18 protein-coding genes are annotated in these 17,805 nt (G+C 40.5%); 16 read left to right on the forward strand and 2 right to left on the reverse strand.

Annotated elements, in window-relative coordinates:
• Positions 1-93 precede the first annotated feature (93 nt).
• From H5154_RS18130 to H5154_RS18165, 8 genes are all read left to right on the forward strand, one after another.
• Complete coding sequence (locus H5154_RS18130) at positions 94-921, forward strand: tetratricopeptide repeat protein (protein WP_145240647.1); 828 nt, start codon at positions 94-96, stop codon at positions 919-921.
• Between the two features lie 16 nt (positions 922-937).
• Positions 938-2,191, forward strand: a complete 1,254-nt coding sequence (locus tag H5154_RS18135) for a DUF819 domain-containing protein (RefSeq protein WP_145240649.1) — start codon at positions 938-940, stop codon at positions 2,189-2,191.
• A 9-nt stretch (positions 2,192-2,200) separates the two neighbouring features.
• Positions 2,201-3,055 (forward strand): 3-deoxy-8-phosphooctulonate synthase, encoded by an 855-nt coding sequence (gene kdsA / locus H5154_RS18140; RefSeq protein ID WP_182719180.1) that lies wholly within the window; start codon positions 2,201-2,203, stop codon positions 3,053-3,055.
• Positions 3,056-3,174: 119 nt separating this feature from the next.
• On the forward strand, positions 3,175-4,071 hold the full coding sequence (locus H5154_RS18145; RefSeq protein ID WP_145240653.1) for a transcriptional regulator GcvA: 897 nt from the start codon (positions 3,175-3,177) through the stop codon (positions 4,069-4,071).
• 1 nt (position 4,072) lies between these two features.
• Positions 4,073-4,711, forward strand: coding sequence for an alpha/beta family hydrolase (locus H5154_RS18150; protein WP_182719181.1), 639 nt, complete (start codon positions 4,073-4,075; stop codon positions 4,709-4,711).
• Between the two features lie 25 nt (positions 4,712-4,736).
• Positions 4,737-5,105, forward strand: coding sequence for a DUF423 domain-containing protein (locus H5154_RS18155; RefSeq protein ID WP_179959144.1), 369 nt, complete (start codon positions 4,737-4,739; stop codon positions 5,103-5,105).
• A gap of 38 nt (positions 5,106-5,143) precedes the next feature.
• Entirely contained in the window at positions 5,144-6,229 is a 1,086-nt protein-coding gene (gene rlmM / locus H5154_RS18160) for a 23S rRNA (cytidine(2498)-2'-O)-methyltransferase RlmM (protein ID WP_145240657.1), read from the forward strand.
• Positions 6,230-6,405: 176 nt separating this feature from the next.
• Positions 6,406-6,759 (forward strand): YkgJ family cysteine cluster protein, encoded by a 354-nt coding sequence (locus tag H5154_RS18165; protein WP_145240659.1) that lies wholly within the window; start codon positions 6,406-6,408, stop codon positions 6,757-6,759.
• 58 nt (positions 6,760-6,817) lie between these two features.
• Here the strand turns inward: H5154_RS18165 and cysZ are convergent, their stop codons facing one another.
• Positions 6,818-7,528: a sulfate transporter CysZ gene (gene cysZ, locus H5154_RS18170; RefSeq protein WP_220493291.1), complete on the reverse strand. Its 711-nt coding sequence runs from the start codon at positions 7,526-7,528 to the stop codon at positions 6,818-6,820.
• 275 nt (positions 7,529-7,803) lie between these two features.
• Between cysZ and H5154_RS18175 the strand changes: the two genes are divergently transcribed.
• Positions 7,804-8,277: a nuclear transport factor 2 family protein gene (locus H5154_RS18175; RefSeq protein WP_259398179.1), complete on the forward strand. Its 474-nt coding sequence runs from the start codon at positions 7,804-7,806 to the stop codon at positions 8,275-8,277.
• A gap of 102 nt (positions 8,278-8,379) precedes the next feature.
• Positions 8,380-9,000 carry a sulfotransferase gene (locus tag H5154_RS18180; protein WP_182719184.1) on the forward strand — a complete coding sequence of 207 codons (621 nt, stop codon included), beginning with the start codon at positions 8,380-8,382 and terminating at the stop codon, positions 8,998-9,000.
• Here the strand turns inward: H5154_RS18180 and H5154_RS18185 are convergent.
• Positions 8,991-10,382 carry a hypothetical protein gene (locus tag H5154_RS18185; RefSeq protein ID WP_182719185.1) on the reverse strand — a complete coding sequence of 464 codons (1,392 nt, stop codon included), beginning with the start codon at positions 10,380-10,382 and terminating at the stop codon, positions 8,991-8,993. The two genes, H5154_RS18180 and H5154_RS18185, sit on opposite strands and share 10 nt — an antisense overlap.
• A 297-nt stretch (positions 10,383-10,679) precedes the next feature.
• Here H5154_RS18185 and H5154_RS18190 point away from each other — a divergent pair, with 297 nt between their 5' ends.
• From H5154_RS18190 to H5154_RS18215, 6 genes are all read left to right on the forward strand, one after another.
• Positions 10,680-11,141: an N-acetyltransferase gene (locus H5154_RS18190; RefSeq protein WP_182719186.1), complete on the forward strand. Its 462-nt coding sequence runs from the start codon at positions 10,680-10,682 to the stop codon at positions 11,139-11,141.
• 357 nt (positions 11,142-11,498) lie between these two features.
• Complete coding sequence (gene speA, locus H5154_RS18195; RefSeq protein WP_145240667.1) at positions 11,499-13,412, forward strand: biosynthetic arginine decarboxylase; 1,914 nt, start codon at positions 11,499-11,501, stop codon at positions 13,410-13,412.
• A gap of 1 nt (position 13,413) precedes the next feature.
• Positions 13,414-14,337, forward strand: a complete 924-nt coding sequence (speB, locus tag H5154_RS18200) for an agmatinase (RefSeq protein WP_182719187.1) — start codon at positions 13,414-13,416, stop codon at positions 14,335-14,337.
• Positions 14,338-14,616: 279 nt separating this feature from the next.
• Complete coding sequence (locus H5154_RS18205) at positions 14,617-14,820, forward strand: DUF1656 domain-containing protein (RefSeq protein ID WP_149980705.1); 204 nt, start codon at positions 14,617-14,619, stop codon at positions 14,818-14,820.
• A gap of 5 nt (positions 14,821-14,825) precedes the next feature.
• Positions 14,826-15,686: an HlyD family secretion protein gene (locus H5154_RS18210; RefSeq protein WP_149980704.1), complete on the forward strand. Its 861-nt coding sequence runs from the start codon at positions 14,826-14,828 to the stop codon at positions 15,684-15,686.
• A 9-nt stretch (positions 15,687-15,695) separates the two neighbouring features.
• Entirely contained in the window at positions 15,696-17,732 is a 2,037-nt protein-coding gene (locus H5154_RS18215; protein WP_182719188.1) for an FUSC family protein, read from the forward strand.
• Positions 17,733-17,805 lie beyond the last annotated feature (73 nt).

Below are 17,805 nucleotides of genomic sequence, written 5' to 3' on the forward strand. Positions count from 1 at the left end.
CTTTGAACGTTAATCTAACGTGCTACGTTGGTATCTGTGTAAAAAAATAGGTAAACTAGTCATTCATTTTCTATTAAAGATGTTGCCGTATTAATGACCACCCCTTGGTTTGAAGATCAAAATGAATCCTATCAAGATGAGGCTTTTGACACATTCGTTCCCCAAGCGTTGTATCGTTGTATAAGCGCTGAAGCGAAGTGGGATCCTCAAGCTGATTTAAGTGATAGCTTTGCCACACTGAGCGACTTTGAAAATCAAGTCACCGAACTATGCCAACAATACCCTGATATTCACGAACGGTTTGATGCGCTAGTTGATATGTTTTTTACTCAGTGGTTATTTAGCGTATCCAGTTTAAAAGTCCCAGAATACACCTTAAATAGCTTTAGCTATATGCTGAGTATGCGCAGTGGTTCTGAAACAACACTGGGTATTTTATTATGCCATTTGCTGAACCATGCAGGTTTTGATGCAAATGTAACGATTAATAATAGTGAAATAAATGTCCATGTTGCTATTAGCGATGAGGAAGGTTATTTACTTGAGCCGAGTTCAGGTCAACAAAGTTGGTATATTATTCCTGAAAACGCCAGTGAAGAAAATGGTGATGAGCAAGAGCCGCTTGAGCTCATTTTTGACGAAGAAGTGTATAAGCTTTATCTAGCACAACAAAAGTGGGCCTTTATTAGCAGTAATAAATTTGGTCATGCTTTGAGCTGTGTTGAGATGCTGATGGAGCTAATAGGCGATGACCCGTACGAAAGACGCGACAGAGGCTATTTACTTAACCAGCTTGATTGTCCGAAAATGGCACGTGACGACTTACAATTTTTTATCGATGAGTGTCCAGATGATCCTGCAATTGATATTATTCAGCATCAACTTGAAGAACTTGAAGATAATCACAAAACTCACCATTAACTTTTAAGGAATTTACATGGCTGACGCCCATACTGCCCTGATCACCAATGACGCGGTTGTCTTTGGTTTATTAGCAGTAATATTAGGCTTTATTTTTAAAACATCGAACAGTCAAAATAGCGCACTGAAAAAGTTTTACAAATATGTCCCAGCATTATTACTGTGCTATTTTTTACCTTCACTATTGAATACTTTTGGCATTGTTGATGGTCATTCATCTAATGTGTACTTTGTAGCATCACGTTACTTGCTTCCGGCGTGCTTAATTTTACTGACCATTAGTATTGATTTACGTGCCATTATTAATCTTGGTCCGAAAGCATTAATTATGTTTTTAACCGGTACTGCGGGTATTGTGATCGGCGGCCCGTTGGCCATTTTGATCATGAGCGCAGTGTATCCAGAAGCAGTCGGTGGTCATGGCCCCGATGCAGTATGGCGTGGCATGACCACGATTGCTGGAAGCTGGATTGGTGGTGGTGCAAACCAAGCATCGATGAAAGAAATGTTTGAAGTTGGCGGAGATATATTCTCAGCAATGGTTACGGTAGATGTGATTGTCGCTAATTTATGGATGGCAGTATTACTGTTAATGGCTGCCAACCATAAAGCCATTGATGCGAAAACAGGCGCGGATACTAGCGCGATTGAAGAGTTAAAAAATCGCGTTGAAAAATACCAAGCCGAGCACGCACGTCTGCCAACACTCAATGATTATATGCTGATCATTGCAATTGCATTTGGTATTACCGGTCTTGCGCATTTTTGTGCAGACTTTTTAGGACCTTACTTTGGCGCTAACTTTCCATGGGCACAAGAATATAGCTTAAACAGCAAGTTCTTTTGGTTAATTGTTATTTCGACGACCATAGGTATTGCATTGTCGTTTACTAAAGTACGTCATATTGAAGCCTTTGGCGCATCTAAAGTAGCCTCCAGCTTTTTATATATTTTAGTGGCATCAATTGGCCTTCATATGAATATTACGGCTATATTTGAATCGCCTATGTATTTCGTCATTGGCTTAATTTGGATGCTTACCCACGCCAGTTTAATGTTAATTGTGGCAAAAATAATTAAAGCGCCGCTATTTTATATGGCCGTTGGCTCACAAGCGAATGTGGGCGGTGCGGCATCGGCACCAGTGGTTGCTTCGGCATTTCATCCATCGCTTGCGCCAGTTGGGGTATTATTAGCCGTTCTGGGCTATGGCGTAGGCACGTATATGGCATATATTTGTGGTTTAATGATGCAAGCAGTTGCACCTTAAGGAATAAAAATGAACAACCATTTAATTAAAATTAATGATATTGAACTGGCAAACGAAAAACCGTTTGTATTGTTCGGTGGCATGAATGTACTTGAGTCTCGTGATTTAGCAATGCGTATCGCTGAGCATTATGTAGAAGTGACCACAAAGCTTAATATTCCTTATGTGTTTAAAGCGTCATTCGATAAAGCAAACCGTTCATCAATTAATTCATACCGTGGTCCAGGCATGGAAGAAGGCTTAAGGATTTTTGAAGAAATCAAAAAAACGTTTAATGTTCCTTTGATCACTGACGTCCATGAGCCGCATCAAGCAGCGCCTGTGGCAGAAGTGGTTGATGTGATCCAATTACCAGCATTTTTGGCGCGCCAAACAGATTTAGTGGTCGCAATGGCGAAAACGGACGCAATTATTAATGTTAAAAAGCCACAATTTTTAGCCCCGCACGAAATGCGCCACATCATTACTAAATTTAATGAAGCGGGTAATAACAATGTTGTATTGTGCGAGCGTGGCTCAAGCTTTGGTTATAACAACTTAGTCGTTGATATGCTGGGTATGGATGACATGAAACCAATGGCTCCGGTTATTTTTGATGCCACTCATGCTTTACAACGTCCAGGTGGGCGCAGTGATTCTGCCGATGGTCGTCGTGCACAAGCGGCAGAACTTGCTCGCAGCGGCATGGCATTAGGGTTAGCGGGTTTATTTATTGAAGCGCATCCTAATCCTAATGAAGCTAAATGTGATGGCCCATGTGCACTTGCATTAAGTAAGTTGGAAGGCTATTTAAGTCAAATGAAAGCCGTGGATGATTTAGTTAAAAGCTTTGGCCCATTGGATACCAGCGCCAGCGACTTGTAATCGCAAAGCGTGATAAGAAAAGCGACGAAAGTCGCTTTTTTTATGTCTTGAATATACACTTCCTTGGCATGTGTATATAATCTTATCCATAAGAAAAACTAATTCTAAGTTTGATCACTATGTCTCGACGTGTTCCGCCACTAAACGCATTAAAAGCATTTGAAGCTGCTGCTCGCCATTTGAGTTTTACTAAAGCGGCTGAAGAGTTATACGTCACACAGGCGGCGGTAAGTCATCAAATAAAAACTTTAGAAGAGCATCTTGGCTTAAAACTATTTTTGCGAAAAAACCGTTCTTTATTACTCACCGAAGAAGGCCAAGGTTACTTTTTAGATATTAAAGAAATATTTACTCAGCTAATTGATGCTACCGAAAAGCTATTAGCCCGTGGTGCAAAAGGTTCATTAACCGTGAGTTTAACGCCCAGCTTTGCTATTCAATGGTTAGTGCCACGCTTGAGCTTATTTAACGAACTGCACCCTGAGATAGATGTACGAATAAAAGCCCAAGATCAAGACGAAAACTCACTCACCGATGATGTTGATGTGGCTATTTATTATGGCCGTGGTCATTGGAGTGGCGTGCAAACGCATAAACTGCATACCGAATACTTAGTGCCTTTGTGTAGTCCTATGCTATTAACAGGGCCAAAGCCGCTGGATCAGCCAAGTGATTTGGCAAACCATACTTTATTACACGATACCACCCGTAAGAACTGGAAAACGTGGATGAAAACCGCCGGTGTACGTAATGTGCAAGTAAACCAAGGACCAATATTCAGTCACTCATCAATGGTGCTGCAAGCAGCTGTGCATGGTCAAGGGGTTGCTATTGGTAACAGTGTGCTTGCTAAACCTGATATTGATGCAGGACGTTTAGTTATTCCGTTTAACCACAGTTTAGAAAGTAAAAATGCGTACTATTTAGTAAGTCGTGAAACGCAATCTGAATTAGGAAAAATAGTATCGTTTAAGCAGTGGATGCTGAGTTTAGTCGAACAAGAGCAAGAGTATTAATATGACTATCGAATGGATTAAAAGTGACCAACAACCCGCTTTGGCACAATTTATTTTTGCCCATGGTGCTGGAGCCGCTAGTGATTCAGAATTTATGCAGAAAATGGCAAGCTTGCTGGCAGAAAAAGGTATTGATGTTGGCTTATTTGACTTTGAATATATGCAAATAGCCAAGCAAAACAATAAGCGTTGCCCGCCAGATCGTGCGCCTAAATTACTGCAATACTTTGCACATATATTAACCTTTGTACAGCCAAGCTTACCGTTATTTATTGGTGGCAAGTCAATGGGCGGGCGGATGGCATCAATGCTTGTCAGTGAAGAGCGAGTAACAATGCCACCAATTTCAGGCGTATTGGCATTTGGCTATCCATTTCATCCACCAGGCAAGCCTGATAAATTACGCATTGATCATTTTGGTAAAATACCATGCCCGTTTATGGTGCTCCAAGGCGAGCGCGATACATTTGGTACCCGTGACGAATTAACACAGCTACAACTGGATAAACGCCCAGAGTTTGTGTGGCTAGCTGATGGCGATCATTCCTTAATACCACGCAAACGCAGTGGCTTTACAGAGTTAGGTAATGTGCAAACTGCCGCTGAGTACGCTGCTAGTTTTATTAAACAGCATATTTAAAGGCATCTTTAGCAGGAAAAAAATCATGATTAAACTATTTTTAATGACTGGCAGTTTATTTTGCATGCTATCAGTGGTGTTGGGCGCCTTTGCGGCTCATGGTTTAAAAAGCCGTGTTTCTGAATATGCTATTGGCGTATTTAAAACTGCGGCAGAGTATCAGATGGTGCATGGCCTTGCGTTAATTGCGATTGCCATTTTAATAAAATGGGGAATTAATCTCACATCGGCTGGTTGGTTTATTATTGCTGGTATTTTGTTGTTTAGTGGCAGTTTATATTTATTAGCAATCACAGGTTATAAGTGGCTTGGCCCCATCACACCCGTTGGTGGTTTATGTTTTATTATTGGTTGGACTATTTTATTAGTGCAAGTAGCACGGTTTAAATTTTAATAGAGAATATCGCTCAAAAGAGCAATTAAAGGGTTTTTATGTCAAGTGTAGTGATTTACTGCCGTAGTGGTTTTGAAAATGATGCCGCTGCAGAAATAACATTTCATGCCGCAGAGCAAGGTTTTGCTGGGTATGTAAAAGCAAAGCCAAATACCGGCTATGTTATTTACGAATGTTTTGAAGCGCAGCATAGTGATGAAATCATCAAAAAGGTTGATTTCAAAAATATGGTATTTGCCCGTCAGTGGTTTGCCGGCACTTTACTTGAAAACATGCCCGTCGAAGACCGTGTTGGCGAAATAGTAAAAGCAGCGGTCGATTTTCCACTTTGCTCAGAGCTACGGGTAGAAACACCCGATACCAATGAAGGCAAAGAGTTGTTAACTTTCTGCAAAAAAATCTCTACCCCACTTAAAAAGGCTTTAGAGAAACAAAACACCGTGTTACGCGAACCTAAAGCCAATCGCCCCGTAATGCACATCATGTTTTTAACTAATAACACCGCGTTTGTCGGTCATTCATATAGTTATAATAATTCCCCATTTTTTATGGGAATATTACGACTAAGAATGCCAAGTGATGCACCGAGTCGCTCGACCTTAAAACTGGATGAAGCGTTTAATGTGTTTATTGCGGAAAAAGATCGTGAAGCGCGGGTTCAAGCCGGTATGCGCAGTGTTGACTTAGGTGCCTGCCCAGGTGGTTGGACGTATCAACTAGTGCGTCGCGGTATGTTTGTTAGTGCCATTGATAACGGCCCAATGAATGATGATTTAATGCAAACAGGTCAAGTTAAGCACTTCCGTGTTGATGGTTTTAAATACCGCCCTGAGAAAAGAAATATTACTTGGTTAGTATGCGATATGGTAGAAAAACCAACCAAAGTAACCAGTCTTATGATTGATTGGGCGGTCAACGCATACGCGAAAGAACTTATCTTTAACTTAAAGCTGCCAATGAAAAAGCGCTTTGACAGTGTGTATGAGTGCTTAACGATGATCAAAGAAGAGCTTAATAAATACGGTATAAGCTATGAATTACAAGCTAAGCATCTTTATCACGATAGGGAAGAAGTAACTGTTCATTTGAACGTCACTAAAGTGCCACAAAGTCTATATAGTTAATAAGCTTGCAAAGTTTAGATATATAAAAGCACAGCATTAGCTGTGCTTTTACGTTATGGCGTAAGTCTGCACTAACATAGCATTGCAAGTTACAGCATATAACGCGTAATATAGGGGTTATGGAGAATTAGTTAAGTTGCGGCATGAGTGCACTGCATTATAAAAGGTAAATATAAATGTACAAAAACCAAAAAGTAATCTTGCGATTACGCGCTAACATTCCATCGTTTGAATGTGTTGAAGGTTGTCATGATTGTTGCGGTCCAGTGACAACATCATCTGAAGAAATGTCTCGATTACCGGTAAAAAGCGATGCAGAGCACGAAGCGGCATTAAATGAATTTAATTGTGTACACTTAGGTCCAAAGGGATGCACTGTATATGATGAACGGCCATTAATTTGTCGTTTGTTTGGCACAACTCCAAGGATGCCATGCCCAAATGATCGCGCTCCAGAGCAGCCAGTTGATCCTAAAATTGAGCGCGAAGTGCATCATTTCATCGCTAATACACGGCAAGTTTTAGTGTAAATAGTGCTGCAAATAGGGGACTTAATAATGGCTTATATTGTCGTCCCCTCTGAGCGTTTTATTCGCGATACTTAGGGCGGTATTGATCAACCCACAAGCGAGTTGCGCCGCACACAGCGACTGGCATAACAATTAAATTCACGATAGGAATGGCTGTAAGCAACAATACGGCTAAGCCGAATCCATACGAGAGAGTTTGTTTTTGTTTTAAGTCTTCTTTCATTTCTTTAAAGCAAATTTTGTGATTATCAAACGGATAATCTTTGTATTGCACGGCATACATCCAACAGGTAAACATCACCCATAACACTTGGCCGATAACAGGTAATATCCACAGTAAGATAAAAAAGCCAATGGCACGTGGTAGGTAATAGCACAACTTAGTCCACTCACGGCCAAGCATTCGTGGCACATCTTTCACTATCTCCGCTAAGCCATCATCATTAATTTTTTGACCTGTTAAATACAGCTCTACTTTTTCACTGAGTAAGCCGTTAAAGGGCGCGGCGATGAAATTAGTGATCACCGAAAACAGCATACTGTAGCTAAATAAAATCACTAATACTGCAATAGGCCACATCAGCCACTCCAGCCAACTTAACCACGTTGGTAATAGATCATTTAAATAAGCAAACCCATCGGTAAGCCAGCCATATAAAAAGAATAATGAGCTACCAAAAAGCACGATATTGATTAATAAAGGAATAAATACAAATCGCTTCAAGCCTTTTTGGGTAATTAATTTGAAGCCCGAAAAAAAATATTCCATACCTTGTGTAAACTGCACGCTAAAACCTCTGATCATATCGACATTGCCCTCAGTATAAATTGCTCAGATATTTTGAACAGTATTTTTGCGTAACAAAGTGTTTAATATCTAATGAGCAATAGAGTGTATGGTCTAAAAAGCATTATCTTTATATTGATAGAAAAATCGGAGTTACTGATTGAATCGCAACAAACACTGGGATATGGTTTATATATCAACAATAATAAATTAAACGAGAGATGTTATCGGCTCGTTTATTACGCAGGAAGCTTTAAATGACTATGAAAAAGTTATATCTGTTTGCATTGTTACTAATGCCGCTGGTAAGTCAGGCTGATGTTACTGATTTGCAAAGTAAAATGATGCGTTTAGATACAGCACTTTTTGATTCTTTTAATCATTGTAATAACCCAGTACAACTTGCTAAGCACGCTAGCTACTTCGCAGAAGGTGTTGAGTTTTATCATGATAACGGTGGAGTTACCTGGGATCGCAATTCCATGATAGCTAATACTAAACAATATGCATGTGGCAAGTATACGCGGGAGTTGGTCAGCGGCACGTTTGAAGTGTTTACCATTAAAGATTTTGGTGTGATGACCAAAGGAACTCACATATTCTGTCAAAATGGCGGCAATAAATGTGACGGTAAAGCTGATTTTGTGATGCTTTGGCATGACTTAGGCGACAAATTAGAAATTACTCGAGTATTGAGTTATGGGCACCGTAGTAATATGGATAATAAATAAGGGAGCTTGCGGTTAAACTACCGCTTAACTATGTTGTTGCTCTGTGGGTGATGCTGTCATTTAGGTATATACTAGCAGCCTTTTAAAAATGAGTGACGTTAGATGTCTAAGATATTTATTATCGGTCTGCCTCGAACCGGCACCACGAGCATCAGTGTTGCGTTGTTAGAAATGGGCTTGTTGGTTGCGCATACCGCGTTTACTAAAAAAGCGTTTGAAATAGCTGATGCTATATCTGACGCACCGTGTTTTAGTGACTATATGCATTTAGACGGGTTATTTCCTGGTGCTAAGTTTATTTATTTAAACCGAGACCTAAAAGCATGGTTGCCATCCATCACGATGCTGCTTGAAAAAATGGCGCCACATCTTGATCTTAAAACAGGGCACTTTAGCCCGGTTCTAAAGCGCAGCTTTCATCAAACGTTTCCCTCTATTTACCCGTTGAGTGAGCGCGATTTGGCTGCTTGTTATACTAAACATCAGCAGGCGGTATTTAAGTATTTTAAAGATCGTGATGATTTCTTATCGCTAGATGTGAGCGAACCTGGCGGCCTGTTGAAGCTAAAACAGTTTTTGGGAATGTCGCCAGATGGCGATACTGACTTTGCGAAATTAAATGTTGGCCGTAATGTGGCAAACTGGCGTGAGTATAAACACCCTAATAAGGTGAATGCCAACTTAGCCGGAGCAGAGCACTGTACGTTCTTTAATTACGGTTGATTTTCAGCTGATTGTGGCTCTTCACTATCTACTGAACTACGAATGTTGCCACTGCTGTAAAAGGTAAGATCACCGATTAATTCAGGAACTAGTCGCTCGCTATTATAATCATAAATTTTATTCATTTGTGTTACGTGGAATGCGCCTTCTATCCGAGCAATATTATTTATTGCCCATGCCTCAACTGAATCTGAGCGAGTAAACTGCTCGGGCATTTTTTCTTTATCATCAAGTAGTGTTTGCCATAATTCGTTTTGGATCTGTGCGGGACTCCCTGTGAATTGCTCTAGCGCATCGTTTATCCAGCCCATGCCAATGTCGTTATAGGCGTTTAGGATATTGTTATAAAGCTCACGTCTATTAGAGTCAGAGCTAATATTATCTTGCTGTGCAACAAACTTACCATTATCCATTTGGTAATACTGCTTATTGGCTTGATAATTAGTTTGCTGTGCAAGGTAACTAAATAAGTTAGGTTCTTGGTCTTTATCAACTTCATTGAGCATTGCCAATACATCATCCGTTTGGTGGTTTTTAACTAAGCTCATCATGTCGATGATACCACTGCTTTGTGTAAGCGTACTGTCAGATAAGTGGTCATTTAACTGCATAAGTTGATCTTCGCTGAGGTTTTTTTCTATTAATAAATTGGTGTAATCATTTGCCAATTCATATTTTGCACTGTTAGCCTTATAGTTTGATTTAAACCAGTTTATGGCTTCAGGCATACTGATCATTTCGACTCTTTCATTACCATGCTCATTTTCACCTAATGGTGACATCGGCTTCTTATAATCATTCCCTTGTTGTAATAATTTATCCATTGTTGCAAGAGTACTGCTCAAGGCATCATCTGACAGTTTGCTTAAAGATGAAATTAACTGTGCACTGCTGTTGTTGTTTTCTGTGCCAAAGTGATAACTAGATGTTGTAACAACAAATTGACTAAATACAGCAAGCTCTTCATCACTCATTTTTTGCACCAAATCAAGTAGTTCTTGTGTTGGTTTTAGGTGTTGGAACATAAATTTATGTTCGCCTTCAAGCCGGTCTACTTGATCTAAAAAAGCATTTATATCATCGGGATCTGTAAAGTCACCATAGCGATAGGTCGGCTCTTTAATCGGTTCACCTATGTTAATGGTGGTGCTGGAGGTGACTCTATAACGGTTCATACCAATGTAAGAAGAGGGGGTGTAATCTTGATTAAGTTGGCGGCCTTTAAATGGATTATCAAGGGGTGTACTTGCTGCGTCTTCGAGTGTTGAAAGGTGATCGTGTGGTTCGACAAGAGATGCGGCGGCTTTAAACTCCGTGGCGCGATTAGCCGACACCGTTTGCAAAGCTATTTGCTGCGCTTGACCAAGATTGGGGAGTTTCATTGTTATTCCTTTAACGTTAACTTAGTTATTTATCGACGCAGGGCGTTAAAACTTTAGTCGTTAATCTATTTTTTAACCCGTACTTTATAAAAGGTGCTAACGTTTAACACCACAGCAAACTATTATTTTGACGTGCTTGCTACTTTTTAGAAAATAGCTAAGTGTTGTTATTTTGACATACGACAAAGTTGTGACTAATAAGATAGCAAATAAATGAAAAATCCAAAGTTCTGGGTTGTTCATTTGCAACAATTCGGTATAGTTTGTTATCAAACAATAAATATAATTAGAGCTTTTATGCAGTTAGTCGACTTAACCCCTGATGATCCGGATGTGATTAATGTTTTTTCTGATATCGATAGGCTTATAAATTCTCTGTACCCAGTAGCCACGGCACAATCGCTGTCGGTGAGTGAGCTTGGTCAAGCTAATGTTTACGCCATTGGCTTAAAAAGCGAGGAGGGTATTGTTGCATGTGGTGCGATTGTCAGACAGTTTGACACAGTACCTTATGGTGAAATTCGCCGTCTGTATGTCAAACCAAGTCATCGTGGTAAAGGCTTGTCTCGGCGTATAATGCAAATTTTATTGCATCATGCTGGCGAAGAAGAGATCCCTTTGATCCGGTTAGAAACAGGCCCGAAACAGGCTGAATCGATTAGTCTGTATGAAAATTTAGGTTTTCAACGCTGTGCAAGTTTTGGTAATTATACCGATAATCCACATAGCTTGTTTATGGAGTTAGGGCTCAGTCAATAAGGCTAATTAGTGACTAGAAACTGGCTACGCTTTGTGTTTTAGTTTTTGCGTACTTCATCGATTTTATCTCCTACACAACTACGGCTTATACACGGATATAAGTCGTAAATGGCCTTGGTCAGCGCCAATTTTATCATTGAGAGTCACGTTTTCGGCTAACTTTTTTATATATATTCCCTTTTAAGCCTTCTATTTTTTATACTAAATACGCCAGTGCCCAACAACTAAAAGGGGCGTTGTTATCGACACTAAAACTCACTCGTTACGAGCAAAAATACTTGTTGGACTTGATAAGCTATTTTTCCTTTAATGCGCGCAACAGCCGCAAGGCATTCATCAAATAAAAGAGAAAGATAAATGAAAGAGACAACATCACTAGAACAAGCTCGCACGAGTTACAATGTTCGTCATTGGAGCCAAGGTTTTTTTGGTATTAATGATCAAGGTGATGTGTATGTTGCGCCCAAGGCTGATGCCCCAGAGCAAACCATCGCACTTATTGATATTGCAAAACAACTTGAAGATAAAGGCTTGAGTTTACCTGCGTTGGTTCGTTTTCCACAAATTTTGCATCACCGCGTGCACAGCTTATGTGCTGCATTTAATACTGCGATTGAAAGCTATGGTTATCCAAAAGATTACTTGCTTGTTTATCCAATTAAAGTAAACCAACAGCGCGAAGTGGTCGAAGAAATTGTGGCAAGCCAAGCGAACGTAGAAAAGAAACAACTTGGTTTAGAGGCGGGCAGCAAGCCTGAGCTATTAACAGTATTGGCATTAGCTGAAAAAACCAGTGCAGTGATTGTCTGTAATGGCTACAAAGACAAAGAATATGTGCGCTTAGCATTAATTGGCGAAAAGTTAGGCCATAAAGTGTACATCGTACTTGAGAAACTCTCTGAGCTGGACATGGTACTTAGCCAAGCTAAAGAGCTGAACGTAAAACCGCGTATTGGTATTCGCGTGCGCTTAGCGTCGCAGGGTAAAGGAAAATGGCAAGCTAGCGGCGGTGAAAAATCAAAATTTGGTTTATCCGCTTCACAAGTATTACATGTTGTTAATCGTTTAAAAGAGACTGATCAACTTGATTTAGTTCAGTTGGTGCATTTTCACTTAGGCTCGCAAATGGCGAATATTCGCGATGTGCGTTTAGGTGTTAGCGAAGCGGCGCGTTTTTATTGTGAACTACGCAAACTCGGTGCACAAATTGAATGTTTAGATGTCGGTGGCGGTTTAGCGGTTGATTACGACGGTACTCGGAGCCAGTCTCACAACTCGATGAACTATAGCTTAGCTGAGTATGCAAATAATATTGTCTACACCATTGGTGATATTTGTAAGCAGTACGAGCAACCATTCCCGACTATTATTTCTGAGTCTGGGCGTGCATTAACAGCGCATCATGCAGTGCTTATCTCTAATGTGATTGGCACTGAAAGTTATGAGCCTGAAGAAATTCAAGCGCCAGCAGATGACGCGCCATTATTGCTCAATAACATGTGGCTGTCGTGGCAGCAACTTCATGTGCTGACAGACGACCGTGCATTAATAGAGATATATCATGATAGCCAAGGTGATTTAGCTGAAGCACATAACCAGTTTGCGATGGGATTATTAGATTTAACTCAACGCGCCTGGGCTGAGCAAATAAATTTACGTGTGTGTTATGAGCTTAATAAACACATGGATAACAAAAACCGTTTTCATCGCCCGATAATAGATGAACTTAATGCCCGTTTAGCGGATAAGTTTTTTGTTAATTTCTCATTGTTTCAGTCATTGCCTGATGCGTGGGGGATCGACCAAGTATTTCCGGTATTGCCATTAAGTGGCTTAACTGAGGCACCACAAAGACGCGCAGTATTGTTAGATATTACCTGTGACTCTGACGGTGCACTAGATCATTACGTTGATGGGCAAGGCATTGAGAGTACCTTACCAGTGCCGGCATTTAGTGCTGAAAAACCCTATTTAATGGGCTTTTTCTTAGTGGGGGCATACCAAGAAATTTTAGGTGACATGCATAACCTATTTGGCGACACCCACAGTGCAATGGTACACATGGATGAGCAAGGCGACGCAAGCATTGTAGAAATAAACCAAGGTGACACTGTAGCTGACATGATGCGCTATGTTCATCTTGATGTAGAAGGTTTTCAATCATCGTACGCACAGCTAGTGGCTGCAAAATTACCAGCAGATGAGCAGCAAAGTGTGCTTGATGAATTGCAAGCAGGTTTAGACGGTTATACTTATTTAGAAGAGCTTTAATATGACCACTTTGTTTGATCATCCAGATCACTCATTGTATTCCAATGGCATGACGTTTTTACGTCAGCCAATGGTACAAAATATTACTGACATCAATGCTGATGTTGTGGTGTTAGGTTTGCCATTTGATATGGCAACCTCAGGACGTCCAGGTGCGCGTTTAGGCCCTGATGCGATTCGTCGTGCATCAGTGCATTTAGCATGGGAAGAAACAAAATACCCATGGACGTTCAAATTGTTCGAACGCCTAAAACTGGCTGATGCTGGAGATTTTACTTACCCTGTCGGTGACGCTGAATACTTTACCGCTAAGCTTGAACAAGCTGCTGCGGGTATTTTAAGCCAAGGTAAAGCAATTTTAGGTTTAGGGGGCGATCATTTTGTAACCTTACCTTTACTGCGCGCGCACGCTAAACGCTTTGGCAAAATGGCGCTGGTACATTTTGATGCTCACACAGACACGTACAGCAATGGCTCACGCTATGACCACGGCACTATGTTTTACCATGCGCCGATAGAAGGGCTGATTGATGTTGATCATAGTATCCAAATTGGTATTCGTACTGATTTTGATCAAAGCAAACACGAGTTTGCAGTGATTGATGCGATGGCGGCCAATGATTTATCGGCGCAAACGATTGCTGAGCAGATTAAAGCGAGAGTAGGTGATTTACCTGTGTATATCACTTTTGACATTGATTGCTTAGATCCAGCATTTGCACCAGGTACTGGTACGCCAGTATGTGGCGGTTTGAGCAGCGACAAAGTGCTTAAAATATTACGTGCTCTTAAAGGCATTAATATGATTGGTATGGATGTAGTTGAAGTATCACCGTCGTACGACCAAAGTGAACTTACTGCGATTGCCGCAGCCACCATTGCCAGTGAGCTACTGCATTTATGGACCTATAAAAATAAATACTGAGCAATAGCTCCAGTAGTAATCCCTCAAAACGTGCTTTAGGCACGTTTTTTTATTTACCAGATTCTTATTATCCTCAATATTTTGCTTAAAGCTTAACTTAATAATATAACGCGACTGATTAATTTGCTGAGTATGGTGTAACGATTACCGCTATTAACAGCATGTTAAGTAAGATAATGTGATAATTAGGTGCTACTATATTGATAGACACTGTCGCAAAAATTTTACTTGTGATGCTTTTTAGTTTGTTGTCAAAGTACATATAACAGGGGATTGATTATGCACCACGCTGTAGTTATTGGCGGCTTAGAATTTAGCCCGTTAGTGATTTATTTCCCAATGGCATTTATTTTAACCGCTTTGACTCGCTTTATTTTACATCGTTTGGATTGGCATGATCGCATCTGGAAAGTGGCCTGGTTTGAAGTGTCTTTATTTATGTGTTTTCTCGCCTTGAGTGTCTTTTTATTAAGTGGAAGATAAATAGAATGGTTAGATATTTACGTATTATGCTTACTATCGTCGTTATTATCGCGGCTATTTTTGCAGGCCGTTGGGTATGGACTGATTATATGCACACGCCTTGGACTCGCGATGGTCGCATTCGAGCTGATATTGTTACTATTGTGCCAGATGTATCAGGCTGGGTAACAAAATTAAATGTCAAAGATGGGCAGCAAGTTGCAAAAGGTGAACTGCTTTTTAGTGTTGACCAACAACGTTATCAGGCGGCTTATGATAAAAGTAAAGCAAATACTAACAATAGTTTATATAGCTGGGAACTGGCTAAACATAAGTATGAACGACGTAAAGCATTAAATACTCAACAAGCTATCAGTGAGGAAAGCTTAGAAGCGACCCGCATTAGTACTGAAATTGCCAAAGCAAATTACGACTTAGCGAAAGCGGATCAAACGGTGGCGCAATTAAATTTATCTCGCACGCAAGTTACGGCTCCAGTTGCCGGGCAAATTATTAATTTAAATCTACGCCAAGGCAATTATGTTGCACAGGGCACGCCTGTGTTTGCTATTGTTCAATCAGATTCATTTTATGTAACAGGCTATTTTGAGGAAACCAAAATCCCACTGATCCACACCAATCAAAAAGCGACAATAGAATTACTGAGCGATACAAAGCCATTAACCGGTCAGGTAGTGAGTATTGGCAAAGCAATCGCGAATATCAATACGCAAAGTAATAACCAACTTTTACCTCAAGTGCAGCAGACATTTAATTGGGTACGTTTATCGCAGCGTATTCCAGTTGATATTAAGCTAGATGCTTTGCCAGAAGGGATCCAGCTAAGCGCAGGTATGACAGCGACTATTCACCTTGCTACGGAATAGGTATTAGTTTTGCATCTTGTTTTAAATAATCTTCTATGCCCCAAAGAACAGGCTATCAAGTTTGCATTAAAAGGGGTGATTGCCATGGCAATGTCGTTGACAATTGCCATTTATTTAAATCTAGATCGACCTTATTGGGCACTTGTTTCTGCGGTGTTTTTACAGATCCGCCCTGAAAGTGGTCTCGTTATTGAAAAAGCGCTTTGTCAGATTGTAGGCACTTTGGTGGGTGGCCTATTTGGTATTTTAGTACTCACTCAGCTCAGTGCTTACCCTTATTTAGCGCTGGGTGGATTGGCTTTTTGGCTCGGTTTAAACTCTGCATTGTCAGCTATGGTGCGCCAAGCAAATTTTGTTTACGCATTTGCTATGGCCGGCGTAACGGCTGCTATCATTATTTTGTTAGTGATGGTAAACCCAGCAACGGTCAGTAGTGAAAGTATCTTCGCGGTGGCGCAATCACGAGTAAGTGAAATTATAGTCGGTTCGGTATGCGCAGGGTTAGTGAGCCATCTATTATGGCCTGTTAAGGTCAAGCAGCTCTTACAAACGCAGGCAAAGTCTGTCATTAATCAAACGTTACATTATTTGGTAACTGAGCTTGATAAAGCGGGCTCTTCTGAAAACCGTCATCAGCAAATAGATCGCATAATGGCAACGCTTGGCAGTATTAGTGAAGACTCAAGTGCAGTTCGCTACGAAGGGCCAAAAGGTCCAGGGCGTTCACGGGCTGCCAATCAAATCGCACAAAAAGTTTTATCTCTTCTTGCCTTAGTACAAATAATGGGGCGCTTACAGCGTAATCATCCTGAGCAAATCACACCAAAGATTACTCAGTTAATCAAGCAATTAAAAGATATGTTTACGCTAATAGAAAAATCAGACTGTTTTGAATACTGTGCTAAAGAAGTAAAACAGTTGCGGCGCGCATTAACTGATCACCGGGCGCAACAAACCTGTGAGCTGCCATTTGAATCACATATTTTAAATGTCAGTTTAGATATCGCGAATGAATTAACAATTTTATTGCGGGCATATAAAGCATTAGAGCAACGAGATAAAACACTGCTTAATGCTCCGAGCATGTTGACATACCGAGATCCATTAGCAGGTATTATTGTTGGTTTTCGAACCAGCTTGGTATTTTCAATCGGGGCATTTATTTGGGTTAATACTGGATCATCCGCTGCATTATTGATCATGATTTTACCCGTTATTTTTTCGATTATGTTGGCTCGTATCCCGCTGGCAATTTTACAAATAGTTATGAAGCGATTGTTAGTTGGTGTTGTGGTAGCCTCGTTTGTGGCTATTTTTTATGCTTTAAACTTATTATCACAAAGTGGTGGGCAACTTGAAATATTATTGTTGGTGTTAGCTGGGCCATATTTTATTGGCTTATTGCTACTAGGCGATCAGCAAACGTTACCTTACGGGCTAGGGTTCTGTATTCCATTTACGATTTTAGTTAAGCCCAGCAATGACATGAGCCTTGCGTTTTCAATCAATTATACGCTCAGCTCAGCTTTGGCTATTTTTCTTGGAGTATGTATTTTATTTTGGATTTTCCAACTATTTACAGGTCCGAGTGTGCAGTTGTTAGTGCATCGCGTGTTTAAAGCAACCTATAAAGATTTATCAGAAATTCATCAACATAGCTCACCCGCTCTTTGGTATAACCGACGTATGGCTGATCGGTTACTGCGTTTAACCAATTATGATCAAGGCTCAGAATCACGTGCTATTACCGATCTTGCTTTAACTGGGCTTAATCTAGGTCATGCGTCGGTGCGTTTACACTCAATTTGCCAACAGGCAGTGGGTGATAATCAGCTTAAATATTTACAAAGGTGGCAAAGCTCACTGGCTAGAGCCTTTTTGCTGGCTACAAAAGGCCAGTGCGATGATACGTTTACAATGGCTTGTGATGAGCTTTACAACGAACTGATGATACATGTGAGTGATACATATCAGCTTGAAGCCATTAAAGGTATGTTTATCCGTATTAATATGACTTTTGAACGCAGCGCAAACAGCATTAATTGATCCTGTGAGGTTTTTTCAAGTTCAGAACTCGATGTTAAATCTGCTATACTGTGCCCATCATTTTATGGGGCTG

The sequence above is a fragment of the Pseudoalteromonas sp. SR44-5 genome (genome assembly GCF_014163675.1).
Taxonomy (GTDB): Bacteria; Pseudomonadota; Gammaproteobacteria; order Enterobacterales; family Alteromonadaceae; genus Pseudoalteromonas; species Pseudoalteromonas rhizosphaerae.